The 23,327-nt window shown below is 39.8% G+C and carries 13 protein-coding genes, 1 tRNA gene and 3 rRNA genes; 3 read left to right on the forward strand and 14 right to left on the reverse strand.

All coding sequences use genetic code 11. The annotated features are described in order from the left end of the window. The first annotated feature begins 19 nt into the window (after positions 1–19). The 3 genes from bsdcttw_RS20810 to bsdcttw_RS20820 all read left to right on the forward strand — a co-directional run bounded on the left by bsdcttw_RS20810 (position 20) and on the right by bsdcttw_RS20820 (position 3,457). The gene (locus bsdcttw_RS20810) at positions 20–970 is read left to right on the forward strand and encodes an AAA family ATPase (RefSeq protein WP_185256711.1); all 951 of its coding nucleotides are present in this window, start codon (positions 20–22) and stop codon (positions 968–970) included. Between the two features lie 3 nt (positions 971–973). After that, positions 974–2,095, forward strand: coding sequence for a DUF58 domain-containing protein (locus bsdcttw_RS20815; RefSeq protein ID WP_185256712.1), 1,122 nt, complete (start codon positions 974–976; stop codon positions 2,093–2,095). 96 nt (positions 2,096–2,191) lie between these two features. Further along, on the forward strand, positions 2,192–3,457 hold the full coding sequence (locus bsdcttw_RS20820; RefSeq protein WP_185256713.1) for a hypothetical protein: 1,266 nt from the start codon (positions 2,192–2,194) through the stop codon (positions 3,455–3,457). Positions 3,458–3,908: 451 nt separating this feature from the next. Here bsdcttw_RS20820 and bsdcttw_RS20825 read toward each other — a convergent pair. The 14 genes from bsdcttw_RS20825 to bsdcttw_RS20890 form a co-directional block, all read right to left on the reverse strand. After that, positions 3,909–6,823 (reverse strand): 23S ribosomal RNA (locus bsdcttw_RS20825). A gap of 232 nt (positions 6,824–7,055) precedes the next feature. Next, positions 7,056–7,125 (reverse strand) — tRNA-Val (locus bsdcttw_RS20830). 72 nt (positions 7,126–7,197) lie between these two features. Next, a 5S ribosomal RNA gene (gene rrf, locus bsdcttw_RS20835) occupies positions 7,198–7,315 on the reverse strand. Between the two features lie 49 nt (positions 7,316–7,364). Then, positions 7,365–8,897: ribosomal RNA gene (locus bsdcttw_RS20840) — 16S ribosomal RNA — on the reverse strand. The 16S, 23S and 5S rRNA genes sit together here with 1 tRNA gene alongside, the layout of an rRNA operon. Before the next feature lie 763 nt (positions 8,898–9,660). Continuing rightward, entirely contained in the window at positions 9,661–10,998 is a 1,338-nt protein-coding gene (locus tag bsdcttw_RS20845; RefSeq protein ID WP_185256714.1) for an ABC transporter permease, read from the reverse strand. Beyond that, entirely contained in the window at positions 10,988–11,287 is a 300-nt protein-coding gene (locus bsdcttw_RS20850) for a hypothetical protein (protein WP_185256715.1), read from the reverse strand. Before bsdcttw_RS20850 ends, bsdcttw_RS20845 begins: the two co-directional genes overlap by 11 nt. A gap of 15 nt (positions 11,288–11,302) precedes the next feature. After that, complete coding sequence (locus bsdcttw_RS20855; protein ID WP_185256716.1) at positions 11,303–13,777, reverse strand: COG1361 S-layer family protein; 2,475 nt, start codon at positions 13,775–13,777, stop codon at positions 11,303–11,305. A gap of 3 nt (positions 13,778–13,780) precedes the next feature. After that, on the reverse strand, positions 13,781–14,728 hold the full coding sequence (locus tag bsdcttw_RS20860; RefSeq protein ID WP_330602298.1) for an ABC transporter ATP-binding protein: 948 nt from the start codon (positions 14,726–14,728) through the stop codon (positions 13,781–13,783). Positions 14,729–14,956: 228 nt separating this feature from the next. Continuing rightward, a complete protein-coding gene (locus bsdcttw_RS20865) occupies positions 14,957–16,177 on the reverse strand; it encodes an AI-2E family transporter (RefSeq protein WP_185256717.1) in 1,221 nt (406 codons plus the stop codon). Positions 16,178–16,273: 96 nt separating this feature from the next. Next, positions 16,274–18,916, reverse strand: coding sequence for a transglutaminase-like domain-containing protein (locus bsdcttw_RS20870; RefSeq protein ID WP_185256718.1), 2,643 nt, complete (start codon positions 18,914–18,916; stop codon positions 16,274–16,276). A gap of 116 nt (positions 18,917–19,032) precedes the next feature. Beyond that, positions 19,033–20,247: a DUF58 domain-containing protein gene (locus bsdcttw_RS20875; RefSeq protein ID WP_185256719.1), complete on the reverse strand. Its 1,215-nt coding sequence runs from the start codon at positions 20,245–20,247 to the stop codon at positions 19,033–19,035. A gap of 175 nt (positions 20,248–20,422) precedes the next feature. After that, entirely contained in the window at positions 20,423–21,361 is a 939-nt protein-coding gene (locus tag bsdcttw_RS20880) for an AAA family ATPase (protein ID WP_185256720.1), read from the reverse strand. Positions 21,362–21,576: 215 nt separating this feature from the next. Next, positions 21,577–22,200, reverse strand: a complete 624-nt coding sequence (locus bsdcttw_RS20885; RefSeq protein WP_185256721.1) for a DUF47 domain-containing protein — start codon at positions 22,198–22,200, stop codon at positions 21,577–21,579. Positions 22,201–22,216: 16 nt separating this feature from the next. Beyond that, complete coding sequence (locus bsdcttw_RS20890) at positions 22,217–23,269, reverse strand: inorganic phosphate transporter (RefSeq protein ID WP_185256722.1); 1,053 nt, start codon at positions 23,267–23,269, stop codon at positions 22,217–22,219. Between the last annotated feature and the right edge of the window lie 58 nt (positions 23,270–23,327).

Below are 23,327 nucleotides of genomic sequence, written 5' to 3' on the forward strand. Positions count from 1 at the left end.
ACATAAAAGGAGCAAAAAAATGCGGGATTTACAACAAACAGTAAATGAGATAAAAGAAAATGTAGAAAAAGTTTTAGTAGGAAAATCAGCGGTCATAGATCTTTTAATGACATCCCTTCTGGCAAACGGGCATGTACTTCTTGAAGACGTTCCAGGCACCGGGAAAACTGTACTTGCCAAGTCTTTGGCGAAATCTCTGGAAGCAGATTTTAAACGCATCCAATTTACACCGGATCTCCTTCCCTCTGACATTACAGGTATTAATTACTATAATCAAAAAGAAGGTGAATTTGTGTTCCGAGAGGGTCCGGTTCTTACTAATATTCTATTAGCCGATGAGATTAACAGAGCAACTCCCAGAACCCAGTCCAGTCTTTTGGAATGTATGGAGGAAAGGCAGCTCACCATAGACGGAAAAACCTATATATTAAAGAAACCCTTTTTAGTTATTGCTACCCAGAATCCGGTTGAAACAGCCGGTACCTTCCCTCTTCCGGAAGCACAGCTTGACAGGTTTTTAATGCAACTCTCCATGGGTTTTCCCTCCTTGTCAGAAGAAGTATTTTTAATGAATCGTTTTATCAAAGCCTCTCCCCTTGAGAGCCTTGCGTCTGTTTGCAGCAAGGAAGAATTGCTTAAGATGCAGGAAGAGATTAAGGAGATCTTTGTCCATCCTTCCCTTATGGAATATATGGCCGCCATCGTTCAAAAAACAAGGAATCATGAAGATATCATCCTTGGTGTAAGCCCCAGAGGAAGTCTTTCCTTCCTAAGAGCTGTCCAGGCTTATAGTGCCATAAAAGGATATCAGTATGTCATTCCGGAGCATATTCGTTATATTGCTCCTTATGTACTTTCACATCGCCTGGTTTTAAAGACTTCTTTTCAAAAAATTGAAGCCTCACGAGAAGTCCTGTCCCGAATTTTAGAGGAAATTCCTGTCCCTACTGAAAACTTTACAGGGAGGTAATTCATGGGCCTTATTGCTGCTGTTCTGGGGGCATATTTTTTATACTTCCTTCAGAAATTCTTGTATCGGCATTGGTGGAACAAAAACCTTACTGTCGAATTAAAAATCAATAAAAATACTGCAGTTGAAGGAAATAATCTTCTTCTCCAGGAAACCATTACGAATCGTAAGTTACTGCCTCTTCCTATATTAAAGGTTAAATTCCGAACCTCAAAATATCTGGAGTTTCCCGGAATGGAAAATGCTGCTGTAACAGACAATTACTACCGCAACGATATCCTTTCACTTATGATGTATCAAAAAGTTACAAGGTCGCTTCCTTTTCGATGCGGGCACAGAGGGTATTTTACTGTAGACCGGGCAGATATTGTCTGCTCTGACCTATTTCTCTCTTCCGAAATGGTTATGGACTTTTCTCAGAATATTTCCTTTTATGTTTATCCAAAAACAGTGAATACACCGGCCTTCCAGCAAGTGTTTAAAACTTTATCCGGTGCAGTTCTTACAAAACGCTTTACCAACGAAGATCCTTTTGAATTTAGAAGTATCAGAGAGTACCAGCCCTATGATGCCTTAAAATCTATTAACTGGAAAGCCTCTTCTAAGACTGGTGAATTAAAAGTTAATTCTTACAACTACACCTCCTCTTTTCAGGTAAAACTACTGTTGAATATGGAAAGAGAAACTGCGTTAAGGCAGGAAGACTTGGAAGAAGAAAGCATACGTATCGCCAGTACTTTAACAGAGAGCTTTCTCGCCCAGGGTATCCCTGTTTCCTTTCAGACAAATTGCAGGAATATCAACGGAGAACTAAAGGAAGCTATACAGGCAGGTTCCGGTATCCGTCATCTGGACTCCATTAATAAAACCTTAAGCCTTCTGGACACAACACATCCCTCTCCTCCCTTTGTACCCTACCTGGAGAGAGAATACAAGGCAGAAACGAATGAATATCTTATCTTTCTTTCAACTTACCAAAAAGATGATTTTCAGGAACTCCTTTGCAATATGCAGAATAACAAAGCAGAATTCTTCTGGATTATCCCTGTTAATAAAGATATCACAGCCACTGTCAGAGAAGAATTAAAAGCCAGAACTATCGTCTGGGACAATAGTTTAAATTAATCTTTTATGTAATAATAAAAATAAACATTAATACTAAAGCAGTAATATTCCTATTTACATTGTTGTACTGCTTTGGCTCTAAAATGAGAGGAAAATATGGACTATAGACTCTATCGAATAGCAATTGACCTTATAAACTTAATGCTTGGTTTTTTAGCAGTATATGCCGTCATGTTTACTGTAATGCTGCTAACTCATAATAAAGATTCATCCCTTTTACTCTTAATTCTGTCCTTTTCCGGTATCTTACTGTCCTATTCTATGCTGCAATTCTTAAAACATATATGGAGCTTCTTACTTTTACATGTGTTGCTCCTTGCTGCCCTTTTTGTTTTGGTTCCGTCATATCCCGGGAAGATTTTATGTGTTTTTTATATGGCTTGTATTACGATATTTCACCTGGTAAAACGATTAAACGAGGAAGAACTAAGACGAAGAAACACCAATTCTTCTCTGTTATTAGTTCTGCTGTTACTCTATATAATCAATCTGCAGCTCCATCTTGACGGTTTAACCCCTGTTCTTTTTAAGTTAGCTGTTGTGTTTATACTGCTCTTTCTAATCAATAGTTATCTTATTAATTTTGAGCACTATTTCAGCCTCCAGCAGGAAACCAGTAATATACCTCTTAAGCAGATAAAGACCGTAAACCATACAATTATTGTTTTTTTCCTGGGAATGTCTCTAACCAGTATGCTTATCTTTACCAGACTTCCTCTAAAAGAGTTTCTTCTTTTTCTAAGGCAAGGGGCGTTGATGGTGTTAAGAGCATTCTTTTCGCTATTTCCTAATCACTCGGACAAGATAACAAAAGCACCTGAAAAAGTAACAGAATCCCCTGTATCACAACCATTTCAACTACCGGAAGCTGCTGACCCTTCGCCTGTATGGAATTTTATTCAGAATCTTATAACGAATATCCTTATAGTTGCTCTTATTGTTGCTGCTATAGCACTTCTCTGTTATTCCATTTATAAATTTTATCAGGCTTTCTACAAAGAAAAGAGGAGCTTTTTTAAAGACAATGCCGAGTTTATATCTCCTTTCGAGAAAAAGGAAAATAGAATAAAGGAATCATCTACAATAGAGAAAAGAGGTTTTATGACTCTTTGGAAGCAAACAAACAACGACAAAATCCGTAAATTATTCTACAAGGCTATTCTATCAAAAAGGGAAAAGCTTCCTCCATCCTCATCTACTCCGGTAGAATTATCTCAATATATTCTATCTAATCACTCCTCTGATGAGAAAGAGAAGGATGAAAGATCTAAAGCTTTGGCCTATTACTATGAAAAAGCAAGATATTATAATGAAGACTGCCGCAAGGAGGATGTGGATATGTTCAAACATTTACTGCGTTAAGGATACTTGTTTTTATTTAAAGAGAAATACAGGCAGGTTCAAGGCAGGAAATCATACCAGTTTATCCTTCGAGATACTCAATAATCCTAGATACTCAATAATCCCTAGAGACTCAATAATCCCTAGAGACTCAATAATCCCTAGAGACTCAATAATTAAATGTGGAAGAGAATATAGATTGCCAATTAAAGTTGTGGCCTTAAGAGTTTAGAGTCCTCTGCAGTAGGCTATAAACTCTTAAGTTTTAAAAACCCAAGCTCCCTGATAATTAACCAAACTTCTATTAATGCTAACTGCTTTCACTAACTTAGACATTCCGATATTAATACCAAATGATATCAAAAACTATCATGAATGAACTTATACAACAAAAAAAGAAGCTGTCATCCAGCTTCTTTTTATCTATCTTATATCTTCAAAACTACACACTTTTTTGATTTCATCTAATTTCTAGGTCAAGCCCTCGACCTATTAGTATTAGTCAGCTACATGCATTACTGCACTTCCACCTCTAACCTATCCACCTGGTAGTCTTCCAGGGGTCTTACTAGCTTACGCTATGGGATATCTCATCTTGAGGGGGGCTTCACGCTTAGATGCCTTCAGCGTTTATCCCTTCCCGACTTGGCTACTCGGCCGTGCACTTGGCAGTGCAACCGATACACCAGAGGTCAGTCCAACCCGGTCCTCTCGTACTAAGGTCAGCTCCTCTCAAATATCCTACGCCCGCGCCGGATAGGGACCGAACTGTCTCACGACGTTCTGAACCCAGCTCGCGTACCGCTTTAATGGGCGAACAGCCCAACCCTTGGGACCTAATACAGCCCCAGGATGCGATGAGCCGACATCGAGGTGCCAAACCACTCCGTCGATGTGAACTCTTGGGAGTGATAAGCCTGTTATCCCCAGGGTAGCTTTTATCCGTTGAGCGATGGCAATCCCACTTTATACCACCGGATCACTAAGTCCTACTTTCGTACCTGCTCCACCCGTCGGTGTCGCAGTCAAGCCCTCTTATGCCTTTGCACTCTTCGGATGGTTTCCGTCCATCCTGAGAGGACCTTTGAGCGCCTCCGATACCCTTTCGGAGGCGACCGCCCCAGTCAAACTCCCCACCTGACATTGTCCACCAGCCAGCTAATGGCTGCATGTTAGAAACCCAATACTGCAAGGGTGGTATCCCAACATCGGCTCCACGGCAACCGGAGTTACCGTTTCATAGCCTCCCACCTATCCTGTGCATGCAATACCGAATCCCAGTATCAAGCTAGAGTAAAGCTCCATGGGGTCTTTCCGTCCTGGCGCAGGTAACCAGCATCTTCACTGGTACTTCAATTTCACCGGGTGCATTGTCGAGACAGTGCCCAAATCATTACGCCTTTCGTGCGGGTCGGAACTTACCCGACAAGGAATTTCGCTACCTTAGGACCGTTATAGTTACGGCCGCCGTTTACTGGGGCTTAAGTTCAACGCTTCGGATTGCTCCTAACATCTCCCCTTAACCTTCCAGCACCGGGCAGGCGTCAGCCCATATACTTCACCTTACGGTTTTGCATAGACCTGTGTTTTTGCTAAACAGTTGCTTGGGCCAATTCTCTGCGGCCTGTATTTCTACAGGCACCCCTTCTCCCGAAGTTACGGGGTTATTTTGCCGAGTTCCTTAACAATGCTTCTCCCGTCGGCCTTAGGATTCTCTCCTCATCCACCTGTGTCGGTTTACGGTACGGGCTTATAAAAAGCAATAGCGGCTTTTCTTGGCAGTGCCTTCATCAGCTTCCCTACTTTAAATTTCGGTCCACATCACATCTTCCCATTATGGAACGGATTTTCCTGCTCCACTGGTACCTCGCTTGTACCGGGTCTTCCTCTCCCGGCTCTGACTTCGTCTCTGCGTCCCCACAGTTCTGTTTTTATAAGGTACAGGAATTTCAACCTGTTGTCCATCGACTACGTCTTTCGACCTCGCCTTAGGTCCCGACTTACCCAGAGCAGATCAGCTTTACTCTGGAAACCTTGGATATTCGGCCTGAAAGATTCTCACTTTCATCTCGCTACTCATTCCGGCATTCTCTCTTCTTATCCCTCCACGGCTCCTTACGGTACCGCTTCATCAGTCTTAAGAATGCTCCTCTACCACTGCAGTTCAACTGCAATCCACAGCTTCGGTGTCGTGTTTTAGCCCCGGACATTTTCGGCGCAGGACCTCTCGACTAGTGAGCTATTACGCACTCTTTTAATGTGTGGCTGCTTCTAAGCCAACATCCTAGTTGTTTTCGAAATCCCACATCCTTTTCCACTTAACACGCACTTTGGGACCTTAGCTGGTGGTCTGGGCTTTTTCCCTTTTGACTACCCAACTTATCTCGTGTAGTCTGACTCCTAATCATCATCTGTATGGCATTCGGAGTTTGATAATCTTCGGTAAGCTTTGACGCCCCCTAGGATATTCAGTGCTCTACCTCCATCAGACTAAATTAAGGCTAGCCCTAAAGCTATTTCGAGGAGAACCAGCTATCTCCGGGTTCGATTGGAATTTCTCCCCTACCCACACCTCATCACCACCCTTTTCAACGGATGTGTGTTCGGTCCTCCACCGCCTTTTACGGCAGCTTCAACCTGGACATGGGTAGATCACCCGGTTTCGGGTCTACATACATTGACTACGTAATCAAAGATTACACGCCCTATTCAGACTTGGTTTCCCTTCGGCTCCGAACCTTTAGTTCTTAACCTCGCCAATGAATGTAACTCGCCGGACCGTTCTACAAAAAGTACGCGGTTCCACTCGTATGGTGGTTCCACAGCTTGTAAACACAGGGTTTCAGGTTCTCTTTCACTCCCCTCCCGGGGTTCTTTTCACCTTTCCTTCACAGTACTATGCACTATCGGTCACTAAGTAGTATTTAGCCTTGGGGGGTGGTCCCCCCGACTTCCCACAAGGTTTCTCGTGTCTCGTGGTACTTCGGATCCCGCTCGCTGACTTCCGGTTTCGCATACGAGGCTTTCACTCTCTTTGGCTGGCTTTCCCAAAACCATTCTGCTACCTTTCATCTCACTTATTGCGGTCCATTACCCCAGAGGATAAATCCCCTGGTTTAGGCTCTTTCCATTTCGCTCGCCACTACTTTGGAAATCGAGTTTTCTTTCTCTTCCTCCGGGTACTTAGATGTTTCAGTTCCCCGGGTTCCCTCTATTAAGCTATGTATTCACTTAATAGTAACGGAGGTCTTCTCCGTCAGGTTTCCCCATTCAGAAATCTGCGGGTCAAAGGATATTTGCTCCTCACCGCAGCTTATCGCAGCTTATCACGTCTTTCATCGGCTCTTAGTGCCAAGGCATCCACCCTGCGCTCTTATTAGCTTGACCTTCTCAGTCTTTCGACTGTCAGTCTGCAACTTCCGGAAAAAACTTCGTCAATTCTTTCCTTCTTTTGCTTGCTCTTATCTCCTGCCTAGCGTGACAGGGAAATAATCGCGTTTATTAGATGTCTTCAAATCAATGTGTAGTTTTCAAGGTACAATCTTTGTTCCATTCGATAAGATTCTCTTGCAGAATTATATTCTACTGAATACTTTTCATACTTTCTTATGTCCTGAAACAGTGGTCTAATGAGAATTGAACTCATGTCTGCTGTGTATCAGCTGCTTTTCCAATTAAGCTATAACCCTATTTGAAACTTTATGGCTTGTTCTGATTTCTACAAGCTTTTCTATTATAACAATTGCTTATTATTTTTTATAATCCGGCAGCCACCTGCTCTCCCATACCGTTTCCAGTATAGTACCATCGGCCGCTTATGTCTTAACCATCGTGTTCGGGATGGGAACGGGTGTGTCCCATAAGCGCATCGCCACCGGAAATTTTTTTGATAACTCAACAGTAAAACAACCCTTACTTACTTCCTTAGAAAGGAGGTGATCCAGCCGCACCTTCCGATACGGCTACCTTGTTACGACTTCACCCCAGTTATTGAACCTGCCTTCGGCTGCTCCCTCCTTACGGTTGGGTCACAGACTTCGGGCATTTCCAACTCCCATGGTGTGACGGGCGGTGTGTACAAGACCCGGGAACGTATTCACCGCGACATTCTGATTCGCGATTACTAGCGATTCCAGCTTCATGTAGTCGAGTTGCAGACTACAATCCGAACTGAGATGACCTTTTTGGGATTTGCTCCACTTCACAGCTTCGCTTCCCTTTGTAGTCACCATTGTAGCACGTGTGTAGCCCAGATCATAAGGGGCATGATGATTTGACGTCATCCCCGCCTTCCTCCAGGTTATCCCTGGCAGTCTCCCTAGAGTGCCCGGCCGAACCGCTGGCTACTAAGAATAAGGGTTGCGCTCGTTGCGGGACTTAACCCAACATCTCACGACACGAGCTGACGACAACCATGCACCACCTGTCTCCCCTGTCCCGAAGGAAAGGTCCCGTTACGGACCGGTCAGGGGGATGTCAAGACCTGGTAAGGTTCTTCGCGTTGCTTCGAATTAAACCACATGCTCCACCGCTTGTGCGGGTCCCCGTCAATTCCTTTGAGTTTCATTCTTGCGAACGTACTCCCCAGGTGGAATACTTAATGCGTTTGCGACGGCACCGAAGGTCTTTTGACCCCCAACACCTAGTATTCATCGTTTACGGCGTGGACTACCAGGGTATCTAATCCTGTTTGCTCCCCACGCTTTCGAGCCTCAACGTCAGTTACAGTCCAGTAAGCCGCCTTCGCCACTGGTGTTCCTCCTAATATCTACGCATTTCACCGCTACACTAGGAATTCCACTTACCTCTCCTGCACTCTAGCAACATAGTTTCAAATGCAGTCCCGGGGTTGAGCCCCGGGCTTTCACATCTGACTTACATCACCGTCTACGCTCCCTTTACACCCAGTAAATCCGGATAACGCTTGCCCCCTACGTATTACCGCGGCTGCTGGCACGTAGTTAGCCGGGGCTTCTTAGTCAGGTACCGTCATTTATTCGTCCCTGCTGATAGAGCTTTACATACCGAAATACTTCTTCACTCACGCGGCGTCGCTGCATCAGGGTTTCCCCCATTGTGCAATATTCCCCACTGCTGCCTCCCGTAGGAGTTTGGGCCGTGTCTCAGTCCCAATGTGGCCGTTCACTCTCTCAAGCCGGCTACTGATCGTTGCCTTGGTAGGCCGTTACCCCACCAACTAGCTAATCAGACGCGGGTCCATCTTACACCGATAAATCTTTTCACACTGTGCCATGCAGCACTGTGCGCTTATGCGGTATTAGCAGCCGTTTCCGGCTGTTATCCCCCTGTGTAAGGCAGGTTACCCACGCGTTACTCACCCGTCCGCCACTAAACAAGTAAGTTTCCATCCGAAGACTTCCACTTACAAGTTCCGTTCGACTTGCATGTGTTAAGCACGCCGCCAGCGTTCATCCTGAGCCAGGATCAAACTCTCAAATTAAAGTTTAATCATTTTCAGAATTAACATTGGCTATTCAAATCTAAGATTCGAACAATTGTTATTTCCGATAGTCTGTAGCCGAAGCTACCTACTACTTTACTGTTTTAAGGTTGTATCATTTCTGATACGGTTCTTTATGATCAATTTCCGATGCTGTCATTTCTTATAAATAAGAAGCAACATTCTCTTCTATCTCTCAATGAAATTTTAAAGAAAATTTCAGGGTTGTTTCACTGTTCAGTTATCAAGGTTCTGTATGCTCTTTCGAACTTATCAAACAAATTCAGCAACCATTTAAGCGGTTTCTTTTGTTTTGTTTTCAGCAGCTCGTCAGTGCTTTATTACTATAACACAGAGATAATTGTTTGTCAACATTTATTTAAAACTTTTTTTATCAGATTTTTTTAACATATTTTTCAATTATGTGTTTTAAATATATAACTTGAATTTTTAATACAAATCACAATATAATCTGATTATTTATTCATATAAGAAAACAAACATTGCTGTAATGAAACAGCGAACTAAATAATACCACTTATATAACTTTGTGTCAAGGCAATTATATATAATTTTCGCATATTAAGGACAAATTTCTTCGAAATTCCACTCTCAGTCTATAAGTATGGGTAATATTTTAAAATAAGAGTCGCTTATAAGGGCTGATATATCAATATATCGAAATAAACGAAATAAACCGTCACTTCCATGCAGCTTACATCAACATAGAAGTGACGGTTTATAATTTTGTATTCAGCTATTCTTAGCCCTCTGTTTTCATTGCTTCGATTGCACTGATTTTCGTTGCTCTGCTGGCAGGGTAATAACCTGACACTACGCCCACCATTATTGCAAGTCCTGCAGCGATTAATGGAAGCCACAAAGGTATTATGGAAAATTTACTATTTTCCGGATTATACATGTAGTTTGCAGACATTAGTGCCTGAAACAAGGGTCCTCCAAATTTATTAATCGCCCAGGATGTTATATAGCTTAAGATAATTCCTATAATACCTCCGATTAAGCCTATCATTGCGGCTTCAAATAAGAATAGTTTCTTAACATCTCTTACCAAACACCCAAGTACTTTCATAATACCTATCTCTTTCGTTCTTTCATAGATAGACATTATCATAGTATTTGCTATATTAATTGCCGATACCAGCATAGATATGGCTCCAATTGCCCCAAGTACTATCTGCAGCATATTGGCTGTGCTTAACATAGGCTTCATTAATTTTGCCAAGCTGTCCGTCTGATAGCCCATTTTATCAATAGCCGATTGAACATCCTCTACATTTTTAAAATTATCGACAGTTACTTTTAAATTCGTATAGTTTGCTACGGCAGTTAATGCTTTCTTTCTCTCTGTTGTCTTTAAGGTATTCACATACTTATTATACAGATATCTAAAGTAATTGATATCCATATAGGCATTATAATCAAACTCGAAGTTATTGGATTTTTGTAAAAATCCATATTGCTCGACTTTCACTCTCAAAGGTTTTTTCTTCTCATCCATTTGATATTGATAAGGATTAAAGCCAACGCTTATTTTTTCCTTTGTTATATCAACCTGTTTCGCTGAATAGTTTCTGGAATTTGGATTATAGAAATTACTCAAGGAGTCACTTCCAAAAACAATTACTCTGTAATCTGTAGGTGAAGGCAGACTTCCTGCAGTAAGGCCAGGAAAATCCATGCCGGTTATATAACTGCTGTCTATTACATATAACTGAATATTATTCTCATATTTGCCGCTGTAGAGAAAAATATTAGTCAATATAATAGGAACTACAGATTTCACATGGGGTAAGGCTCTTATCTGTTCCACCAGCGCATCATTCATGGGATCTGCTTTTACAGAGACATAATTACCTTTATCGTCTACATACCCGCCTGTGCTGCTGACATTAATAGATGTCAGACTTCCGTATTCCATAACCTGTTGGGTATAGTTCTTCTTCATACCAATACCAATCGATATCATTACGACAATTGATATGGTACCGATTACTACACCCATGACGGTCAAAGTCGTCCTGGCTTTTCTCCGTTTTAAGTTCCGAAGACCTATCTTGATTAAATCACTAATCTTCATAAAGCTCTATCCCTTTTTTAATTTTGCGCTTTGCCAGCAAGATACCAAATGCTACACTAATTGCTAAGGTTAAAAAGGTAATACCGACAACAAAAGGCCAGCTGGATAGCAGCGGATCTTTTCCTGTACCACCCATACCTGCAGCAGGCACTTCTCCTGTTGTACCGCCCATATCTCCTGTAGATATTCCATCACCGGCAGCCTTAGCAACACTTGTGGATGACAGTAAGGTATTCCCTTCATGAAGATATACCTGCACACCTAAATCCTGATTCATTTCAATTGTCATGGCTTATCTCCTCTCTTATTCTGCCTCTTCCATTTTTCTTAATTTCTTTTTATAAAGATTAATTCTTATCTTTCTTGTAACTAGCGTTCCAACTAACAATATAACAATTTGTATTATTACAAACATCCATATGGGAAGAATTGCTTTCTTGCCTGCATCTATTACAACACCGCCAGGATTAGTGCCGTCATCGGGTGTCGGAACAAAAGCCCCCTGAATAGTTCCTTCAAAATCCTTTGTAATCGAAACTTCCTGCCCTGTACTATCTTCAAAAGTTACTGTTAATACACCTTTTGCCTGGCCTTCCACAGCAGGTATTACTTCCATCTCAGCAGACTGCTGGCTTCCCGCTTCAACATTACCAATGAAGTACATATCACCTGTACTTAAGGTAAAATCACCGGATACCGTTGCTTTTACATTGTTAAGAGTGGATTTTCCCATGTTATAAAAATCAAATGTCATTGTTCCTGGCTGGTTTACAACAGGAGCCTCCCAAGAACCTACAACTATATTATCCACAACCGGTCTTGCATTTTCTACTGCTTGGAGATTTATAGTTTCCTTTGCGGTCTCTCCGATTTGTCCGGTAGTAGGATTTGCCTTCGCTCCTTCATAATCATAATCCATTGTAATATCAAGCGGATATGATTTTGTTACAGCATCGGATTTCACTCTTAGCTTCAATGTATTTTTAACACTTTTTCCTGCCGGTATTTTGCTGATATAAAAAGTATTGCTCCCATTTTCCACCGTGAACATATTGTCTGTCTGGTTTAAGGTTACTTTAATATTTCTTGCATCAATACTGGGATGAGTGTTTTTGATATCAAAAGTAAAGTCGAAAGTACTTCCGGCTACAAGCTTTTCTTCCCCTGTTGAGAAATTACTGATAATTAGTTTAGGTTTGCTGGAACCAGCACCATTTTGCACATTTAAAATATAGATAGTAGCAGTATCATCTGCAAAAGTCTTTCCGCCTGCCACATAGGAATATTTTAATGACAGACTATTGGTTCCCTCTGTTATAGTGTCCAGTGCTTTAAAGGACATGCTGACTCTGGCCTTTTTACCTGCATTTATACCGTCTATGTAATAATAAGGTTCAGAACTTAAAGGAGTAAAAGCATCTCCTGCAGCACTGGCTAATGCAACTTTTATGTCACTGATATTTATTTTACTTTTATTCTCAATATCAAAGGTTACATCTACTTTTGCTCCTGCATTCGGTGCATTGGGGCTTTGGGTTACATTCGTTATGACAACATTTGGTTTACCGCTTTCATCAACTCCCTCTGTTGCTTCAACAGCAAGGTATACTGATGATTTTGTGCTAAAAGTGGCCCCGCTTGCATCCGTATAAGAGAATGTAATAGGTATTTCTTTTAAACCGACCTTTGCCATCTCTGACACTATAAGCGGTATTTTCACATCTGTCTTTCCCTTTACCGCCAAATTGTTGGCAGATATTGACTTTCCGGTGTAACCCGGCAAGAATCCGTCCGAGCCTAATCCTTCAACACTTACTTGAATATTTCTAGCAGCGCTTTTACCGGCATTAAGTATCGATATAACCATATTAAACTTATCCCCGGCAACCAGTTCACTTGCATACTTCGTACTTACTATCTGAATAACCGGCGCATCTTCATTCGCGCTTAAAGTTATATAAACCTGACTGGTATCCGTATAGGCTGTGCCATCTTCATCTTTATATTTCATGGTGACTGTAAGCTTCTTTGATCCGGCTGTAGCATCATTCTGTACTTTAAGCGGCAATTTTACTGCATAGCTTTCACCACCCTTTAATACTCCTGCGCTTCCAATCTTCTGCTCCAGTTTTGTGTAATTAGGAGCAATCTTAGCTTCATCAAAACTTTTGTCATCAATACTAAAATAAGCATTTCTAGCGGATATCTTTCCTTCATTCTTAATAGTGAAGGTCAGATCCATTTTTTTACCTATTATAGCACTTCCATAATCTACATCATCAACTGTTAACTGAGCTGGTTCAATCTCATCAGAGATAACAAAATTAAGGGGAGGAAGTGTAAATGAACCACTGGTGCCTGTATTGCTATCATATGATACGTCAATCTTTACTTCTAATTTTGATATACCAATTTTGGCAGTTTCTTTAACCGCTAAATCAAACTCAATATAAACCTTTGAAGCACCTATACCAATAGGAGGATTACTTGCAGTATATCCTTCTCCTGTTAATGTAATATTACTTACCTTATATGGTTTTCCTTCTGTTACAACGGTAATTCTAGGTTCTGATAAGTAACCACCTACCGCTTTAATAGGCACTTTTACATGTATTGTTTCACCCGGAACACCATAAACATCATTTATTGTATCTGCGAAAACAATGCTAGTAGTATTTCCACCATCTCCCGCAGCCTTAACAGTAACCCCTCCGGCTAAATTAGCTGCTATCATTGTCATAATTAATATGGCAGTGAAAATCTGCTTAAACTTTTTCATCCTTTAACCCTCTTTTCCTCTATTATTCTGATTTTTATTATTCGTTTTTATCTCTGTATTCCTTTGAGGGATGGCCTCATCTGCTTCTGCTCTTTCAGATATTTCCTGTTCAGATGTTTCCTGTTTCTTAGTCTGTTTTCCTTCTTCCTCGGCTGCCGCGATGTCCGGTATACCGGTGATATCTGATATTTCCACATTGTCAGATATACTAATAACATCTGAAGAAACTGGCTCTTCTTGTGAATCTGCAACTTCTCTTACTTCAATTTCCTGAATCTTACCATCCAATATATGTATAATGCGATCTGCAAAATCTGCTAAACGCCTGTCATGAGTTACCATTACAATCGTCTGGCTGTGCTGCTTTGCCATCGTCCTAATAAGCTTCATAACATCCATCGTTGTCTTGGTATCTAGATTACCCGTAGGCTCATCAGCAAATACAATTTCAGGACTAGCCACAAAAGCTCTTGCAATTCCTACCCTCTGCTGCTGTCCACCACTCATTTCCTTGGGCTTATGATTTAATCTGGCCTCAAGTCCGACTTGTTTTAACATATCTCTGGCCATTTTACGTCGCTGTTTTGCTTTTACTCTTTTAAATATTAATGGAAACTCTACATTTTCCAAAGCGGTCATAGAGCCTATGAGATTATATGACTGAAATACAAATCCAAGATAGCGCTGTCTGAATTTAGCCAGATTATTTTCATTCATTTTATGAATCTTCTTGCCCTTTATGATAATTTGTCCGCCGGATATTTTTTCAATTCCTGCCATAAGATTTAAAAGTGTTGATTTACCTGAGCCGGAAGTTCCAAGCAGACAGCAGAATTCTCCTTTATAGATGTCAAAACTCACATCGTCAACCGCGTATATTTTTTCCTGGCCCATGCGATAGATCTTCTTTACATTTTTAACTTCTATGATTTTTTCAGCCTGGTTTATCACCTAAAATATCTCCTCCTCGCTATCGCCTGTCTCACTACCATATTACAGCATATATATTAAATAAATTCTAGATGATTTCTTACATTTTTCTTACGTTTTCTTCCACAATTTTCTTATACTTCTTATACTTACTTACGACAGAATTCTAAACATTACTACAGATTCCTCTTAATAAAAAAACAGGCTGCATAAATCCATAATATATGAGACTGATGCAACCTGATGTCTTTAAACTATCGTACTTTCATAATCTTTCTTTTTTATCATATCTTCCTGCGCTTCCTGTTTCTCCTTCAGTCTGGTGTCAACGTACCTGGAGAACAAAAGTTTGATAAGAGCTCCGACTGGAACAGCAAAAAGCATTCCAAAAAGTCCGCCGATAGCATTACCGAAGATAAGGGATATGATTACTAAAACTGGATGTATCTTAATGCTTTGACTTAATAGTTTCGGTGCTATAACATTTCCGTCCAGAGCCTGCACAATAACCAATACAATCACAGCGATTATCAGCTTTTTATACTCCCCGAACGCCAAACAGCTTAAAGCTGTGGTAACATAAGCAATGATTGGTCCCAGATAAGGAATCAGATTCCCCAAACCGGCAAAAATTCCAATCAATATAGCATATTTCACCCCAATCAGTGATAAGACCACTGTGAGCATACACATCATTACAAAAACATCGATGAGCTGACCTCTGATATAGCCGGAAAATATATAATCTGCATCTTTTAAAAATATACTGATTCTGGTATTCCACTTTACACTTAGAAATGCTTTGCCAACTTTTCTGATATAATTCTTTATCATCTTGCCATCAATCATAAAATAGATAGAAATAACCAGAGCAAAAATCAGTGTTGTAATATAGGATGAGATATTGGAGAGAGAATTAACAAATGAGTAACCGCCATTTCTCAGTGCACTGATTACATTTGTTAAATTATCTCTGACATATGCATTAATCTGATCCGAGTGAATATTTACCTTCTCCAGTTTATCGAGAACAGAATTATAAAAATCCGAAATATTATTGATATAATTTGTTGCTAAAATTACGATATCATCCACTTTAGCTAATCTTAGCTGATTTGTAACATTGTACACCAAAAGTGAAATTGCTAATACAATAACCGCCAAAAATAGTATCACTGTGGTAAGTACCGCCAGGGTTCTTCCTGATTTTAACTGCCATTTTTTTATCCGTATCTTCTCATAAAGGTTCTCAAAGAAATTCACTACAGGATCAAGAAGATATGCTAAAATAAACGCTATTGCCACAGGCTTTGCAACCCTTAAGAGCCACTTCAGCATTTGCATCAGTTCCGCTATAATTCCCGATGCATTTTTTGCTACAAGACTCAGTATATATATGATACTGCACGTAATGATTACATAAATGGCTATTAATGTGTACTGCTTATTCATCTTATTGCTGATCTTCATTCGATTTCCATACCTTTCTGTCCGTATAATGCACTTATCTTTTAGAGTATTATAGCACAGCTGTCACATCGTGTATACCATTTAACACCAATGAAATTATATATAATATAAACTGCAAAGGATTTTCTTGACTACAGAAATCTTTCCATACACTGTAATCTTAAGGAGATGGTAGTATTGGTAAGCATCCTTTTCTTCTTTCGGTGTCACGGGAGCATACCCAAATCTTGCCTTAAGAGCAGTCTCTATAAACTGTATAAACTCTCTTTCTCCCAACTGTGGAAAGGTATCTTCTACTATCAGTGCTGACAATTTATAATTATCTTCCTGTAAAGGTATCCCTGCCATTCTTAGAAGATATTTTACCTTTCGGTAAAGAATTAATGTCCTTTTCCCAGATTCAGCCTGTTTAAAAATAATATAGCGGTATATTTTCATAATAATTCCGATTGCCAGAAGAAGTACAATAGTAGATAACAAGGCACCCATCATAAATCGTACGATATCACGATAACCAACTGTCTTTTTCGCGGTGTTATTTGCTGTTGTATCAACGTTTTTATCTCTATCGAGATCTTTATCAATGGGAACGGTTGGCGTTACAGATACCTGCGGTGTCGGTGTAGCAGAGGGTGTTATATTATCCTTTCCGGTGAACTCACTGTCATCTTCCGTATCATAACCAGGTGTCATTTCAACAGGAACCCATCCCCAGCCTTCTTTATAAACTTCTACCCATGAATGGGCACCCGCATCACTGATTCGAACTTCACGTACAGCAATATCCTGTTTCTTTTCGGAACCATCCTCATTGGGAACAATTATAGTCTCGGTTCCTATACTTTTCCCGTTCCTGATACTCGTGGGTTTTGCCACGTAACCTTCCACATATCTTGCAGGTACTCCTGCAAACCGAAATGCTAAAGCAGCTGCACTGGCATAATGCGTACAAAAGCCCTGTTTTTTTTCATATAGAAAATATTCTACAAAGTCTTTTCCATTAGGCAGGGTACCTGGTGATAGAGAATATACCGTATTCTTCTGAACGTAACTGCGGATATAGATTGTTAAAGCACCAAGAGCCTTTTCCTCACCATATTTTTTTATCATCTCCGCATATTTCCCGGTCATATCTGCTTTAAGCTGGTACAGCCCGGCATCAGGAACCTGGGTATAGAATCGCTGAATGAAATTTCGATATTCATTTTCAACTTCTGAATATTCATCCAAACGTTCACTTAATTTCTCTCCGAGGTTAGGGTCTGCCGCTTTATACATTAAGTTCTGCTTATATTCGATAAACTCTTTCTCAAACTCCTCTGTTAACAGATTCTTATTCAGTAAATCAGCATAAAAGCTTAAGGAATAATTTTTGCTTTTCACTTTACTTTTCACGTATGCAGAATTTTCTACAATCATATTCATATTGTCCATGAGAGAAGAATAATAAGGAACATAAATATATTTATCATTTGCTCCTATATTCTGGATATCCATTACATCCTCATGAAACCTGTTTATATTAATATTTTTATCTATATTAGCTAGGAGCTTTACAAGACCCCCTGTCTGATCCCCTGCCTCCATATCGATACTTTTCCATAAGTCCTTATATCTCTCATATTCTCCCAGTCCTTCATCACTAAGTCCAGTCCAGGCATTTCTGCTATAAGTACTTCCGATGAATCCCTTTAAATAAATTGTCGGACTATTTTCTAAAGCATCTATAATAATATCTGTTTTATTATCATAAGCAAGCTTTCCCACTCCTCCCAGCTTTCCTTCATTCAAACCGCCAGAAGCTGTATAATAGTGGAATATGACAATCTTACCATTATTCAGAAAACCAAAGTGATCAGCAATATCCTTTATATCAAAATTCTCTATTTTCACCTGTAGTTGTTTCTTAACCTTGGGAACATTCATCTTATGATTATAGGTAGGCTCTGTTAAGAATATGGAGATCATTCCAAATAACAGCAGAACACCACAAAAGAGCAGAAAGCTTCCCATTATATTAACATAATAATGGTTGACATCAATTTCCTTATTTTGCTCTCTCATTGCGGCTTTTTCTTCTTTTGTTCTGGCTCCTGTAACCTTTACCCGGTTTCCCAAAACAAATATTCCAAAGGTAGCTGCTATATATGTAGCGAAAGAAGCAGTTGAAGGAATATGTCCCACTACAAAAGGAAAAATGACAAAAGGTAATGTTATTGGATAATACAAAAAATGGGAAGCTTTATTTAAGATTATTAAACTAAGCACCATCGCCAGCGGCAGCGCAGCAAAAATCAAAAGGAGGGTAATTACCTTAGCCGGTGTGTAGTCATCCACTAAAAAGGTATATGCATGAGTTCCATAGTATTTGTTCATTAAGATGATAAAATAGTTCTCTATCTGCCAGAAACCATTTTCAAGCTCTTTAAAGAGTTTATAGCCCGCATATATATAAGTAGCTAGTATAGGCAGAAAAATTACAACCCCTGCCTTAAAATAGCGAAAAATCCCCCAGCATATTAAGCCAAAGAATATAATTGCCCCTAGAAGAGGAATTCGGTCCACCGGCAGTTTAAGTCCTGTTGCAAAACCAAATATGATACTAAACAGTACGGCATCTATCAGAACAATCTGTATGATTGAATGAAATAAGGAAAATTTACTGTTACCTTTTCCCATTACAATTTCTTTTCCCCTGATTGATATACCATCAAAAGATTTCACTTTTTTAGCTCTCATGCAGCCCTCTTTCTGTATCTAATTATGTCCAAATGTAATCTATAATTCATAAACTGCCATTGTTTAGCGTCTCCAGTTTGTGTCCTTGACTTGGCAGGCATATATAAATTATATCTTCAATAGTTCACAACTCCGAGTTTAAAGATTGATTCCTTCATATTTTTAATATCTATGCGATAACAGGAAATCATGGATTTTCTTAAGAAATCTTCGGTTCTTGCTTTCAAGGGCATCTTCTGAAGGTCATTGATATAAATGACATGAAGCTGCAGCATGCCCGGTTTTTGCAGTCTTATAATTTTATCTTCCGACAGCTCGTTCGTAAGATAAATAATGTTGCTGCCGTCTTCTTCTTTTCCTTCGTACTGCTTTTTCTCTTCTTCTGCAGTATTATAGAATGCTGCACTTAAAAGAGCTGTCTGCGCTTCATTACTGCTGTCGCTATCAATAATATCCTTTTCCACATATTTTTTTTCTTTCCAGTCATACCATATAATCCTATGCTGATGCCCATTCTTAAGTATCCCCTCTGATACGGACATAGCAGCTTCTATATAGCAATCCAGCTGGTATAACTTCTTCTCTCCTTCTCCTTCCACTTTAAAATCCAGAAAGAAAAGAGAGCGGTCTCTTAAAGGCTGACTGTATTCTTTCATAATCAGCTTCTGATTTTTTCTGCTAAGCTTCCAATGTATCTGGTTAGGCCTGTCCCCTTCTTTGTAATCTCTTACTCCGAAGATTTCAGAAGGATCATTTCCCGGCTTATGTTCGAGATAATGCACACTTTCATCATCCATCTCCATATCAGCAGTCCTGCGAATCAAATCTCCTGCCATGGGATGCAGTGTCGGCATTACGGATATAATCTGCCAAGAAGGCCATTTCCTAGAGATATACCCTAAGGATAGTAAATCATAGCATTTAATACGATAAACTGCGATTTTTATATTCCCGCAATGTTCTGATTTTAATCTTAAGACTGCGTATGCCAAACTGTGTTTGTCCACGCTCAAAATAACCTTGTCCTTCTTTTTCCGGCCGGATATCTCATTGCAATAGGTATAACAAATTTCAAGATGTGTGATTGGAAGGCCAGATGAATTCAATGCCTCGAACTTAACTTCGATATCATTTCCCTTCTTGGTTAAGGGCGGAAGGGCAGAAACCTTTACTTCCAGCTTCCTTAATGAAAGCCAGGCTGTAAACAGCAATAAAAACGGCAGGATAAGGACAGCAAAGAAAAAGATCATGGTAAAGTAAACATTATAGAAGATAGCAAAGAGACCTGCCAATAGAATAAATATAAGATATACAACTCTTTTCCCGATCATAGGATGCACACGGTACCACAGTTATTCTGTGCCTGCCACTGCATTTGCGGTTGAAAGAATCACTGGTGGCATCCTTTCTCTTTCTATTTTCTCTCAACCTAACAATCATGTCCTTTCTAACACATCTCATATTTCCCCAGAATTTCCAGGTGAGACTATGTGTGTGAAAATTATATTAACCGACTTTAGGGGCCTGCACCTGTTTTAAGATTCCAAGACAGACCTGATTGGTATCAATATTATTCACTTTTGTTTCCGGCTTTAATATGATACGGTGGGATACTATATCATAAAATACACTTCTGATATCATCCGGCACCAAAAATTCTCTTCCATTTATATAAGCATTGGCCTTGGCCATATTTAGTAAAGCAATTGAACCTCTGGGGCTTACTCCAAGCTCAACATAAGGGTCTCTTCTTGTCATCAGTATCAATTTTACAAGATATTCATAGATGCTTTCATTCACAAAAACTTTCTCTGCCTGCTGCTGCATGGTTAATATATCTTCTCTGCTGACGATTGAATTCATCTTGGATAAAGGATTTTCTCCGTTTCTGTCCTTTAGCATCCGAATCTCTCCGGCTACATCCGGATATCCCATAGATAATCTTATCATAAACCGGTCCAGCTGAGATTCCGGCAGCATATGGGTGCCAATGGAGCCTACCGGATTTTGGGTTGCAATTACAGTAAAGGGCTTTGGTACCTGCATGGTAATACCATCAACCGTTACACTTCCCTCTTCCATAACCTCTAAGAGAGCAGACTGAGTTTTTGATGAAGTTCTATTAATTTCATCAGCCAGGAATAGGTTACATACAACGGGTCCCCGTTTATAATCTCCCAGCTCTCCGTCTTTTGTTATAACATGATAACCGATTACATCCGTAGAAAGCACATCCGGTGTAAACTGCAAACGGTTATATTCCAAATTCATTACTTTTGAAAAGGCTAAAGCCAGCGTCGTCTTACCAACACCAGGAATATCCTCGATCAGGATATGTCCTCTTGCAATAATGGCTGTAAGGACTTTACGAACAATACTTTCCTTACCAATGACAGTTTTGTTAACTTCCTGCATAATATCCTTTGTTAGCTCAAAATTCAACATTTCATACCCCTTTATATTAAACTTCTTCCTTACTATAACCTAATCCCCATATATTTGCAATAGCTCCTTTGACATAAATTAGCAGCAAATATAATAAAAAGGAATACAAGTATCTGCCAGAAGCAAAATACAGGTATTCCTTATCGTTTTATCTTAATTGTATATGTTACTTTACTTATATAATTATTAACGCCTTTATCTAATCCATTCCTTCATTAGGAATTTTTCATTACGATGCTTTCAATTTCATTAGCTACATCTTCACAGGCATCACAACATTTTTCAAGCTTACGGTAAATTTCTGTCCAAACCATTAACTCTACAGGATCCGTGGAGGTTTTATACATATTTTTAACACCATTGATGTATAAAGTGTCTCCTTCTTCTTCCAGGCGGTTTACTTCTACAACTTCTGCGTGAAGTTTTTTGGATCTTCTAAAATTACGCAATTCTTCTACACTTACATACATTGATTTGCAGCAAGCTTCGATTGTTTCTGTGAATTTTAAAATCTCAGGACGTATTTTCTTGACATTGAACATATCGATATATAAAAGTACATCTTCTACTGCATCCGTAACATCATCAATCTGCTGTGCAACGCTGATAATATCTTCTCTTTCAATAGGAGGAAGAAATTCCTTAACAAGATGTTCAATCATATCATGCTTTGCAATATCGGCAGAATGCTCAATATTATGCATTTCTCTGATTTTCTCATCCAGATTGGATACTTGAAAATTAGAGAGTGTTTTCTTTAACAGTTCTGTTGCATTTAATGAAAATTTAGATAAACCAAGAAGTGCTTCAAAATAATCGTATGATTTTTTACCAGCCATATTATTTCCTTTCTAATTAGAAGATTCTCATAAATATATATGCCATTAAGTAACCTACTACACCACAGCCCGGGAATGTTAAAACCCATGCTAAAATCATTTCCTTTACTACTCCCCAGTTTACGGAAGAAATTCTCTTGGATGCTCCAACACCCATAATCGCCGTTGTCTTAGTGTGGGTAGTACTTACAGGAATACTAGTAAGGGAGGAGATTAAAAGACTTATTGCTGCTGCTAAGTCGGCGGCAAAGCCCTGATGTGTATCCAGCTTAACCATCCCCATACCAACTGTTTTTATGATACGATATCCGCCGATAGAAGTTCCTAAGGCCATAACTGCCGAGCAAAGAATCATTAGCCACACAGGGATTGTAAAGTTCGTAACATTACTTTGTCCGTTTGCCAGAAACATTCCTAACATAAATACGCCCATAAACTTTTGTCCATCCTGGGCTCCATGCATGAATGCCATAGCCGCACCGCCAAATATCTGTGCTTTCTGGAAAGCAGATTTTGACTTTCCTCTGTCCTTCTTATGAAAAATAGCTTCTATTGCTCTAACTGCCAAAAAGCCTAATATAAAACCTAATACTGTAGATATTACCAAGCCATAGATTACCTTTATCCATTCATGCCAGTTAATACCGGAAATGCCTCTTTGCAAAGCAATCGCTGCACCGGACAGACCAGCTATTAATGCGTGGCTCTCACTGGTTGGAATACCAAAAACCCATGCACCTGTTGCCCAGGCTACAATCGCTACCAGCGCTGCACATAGTGCAATCAAAGAATTATGGGAATCTCCCCTAAAATCAACCATATTGTAAATGGTCTGGGCTACTGTTGCATTCACTGCCGTCATTACAAATACACCAAAGAAATTAAAAATGGCCGCCATAATAATGGCTTTCCCAGGTTCCATGGAACGAGTCGATACACAGGTAGCTATAGCGTTAGGTGCATCTGTCCAGCCATTCACCAGGATAACTCCCAGCGTCAGAATAACCGTAATTAACAACGCTGGATTATGTATAATCTGATGTATAAAATCACCAAGCAAAATCGTCATATTGTTCTCCCATCTGCGAATATTCGCTTTTTTTTATGGTGGTGTTCGTCTTTTCAAA

The organism is Anaerocolumna chitinilytica (assembly GCF_014218355.1).
Lineage (GTDB): Bacteria > Bacillota > Clostridia > Lachnospirales > Lachnospiraceae > Anaerocolumna > Anaerocolumna chitinilytica.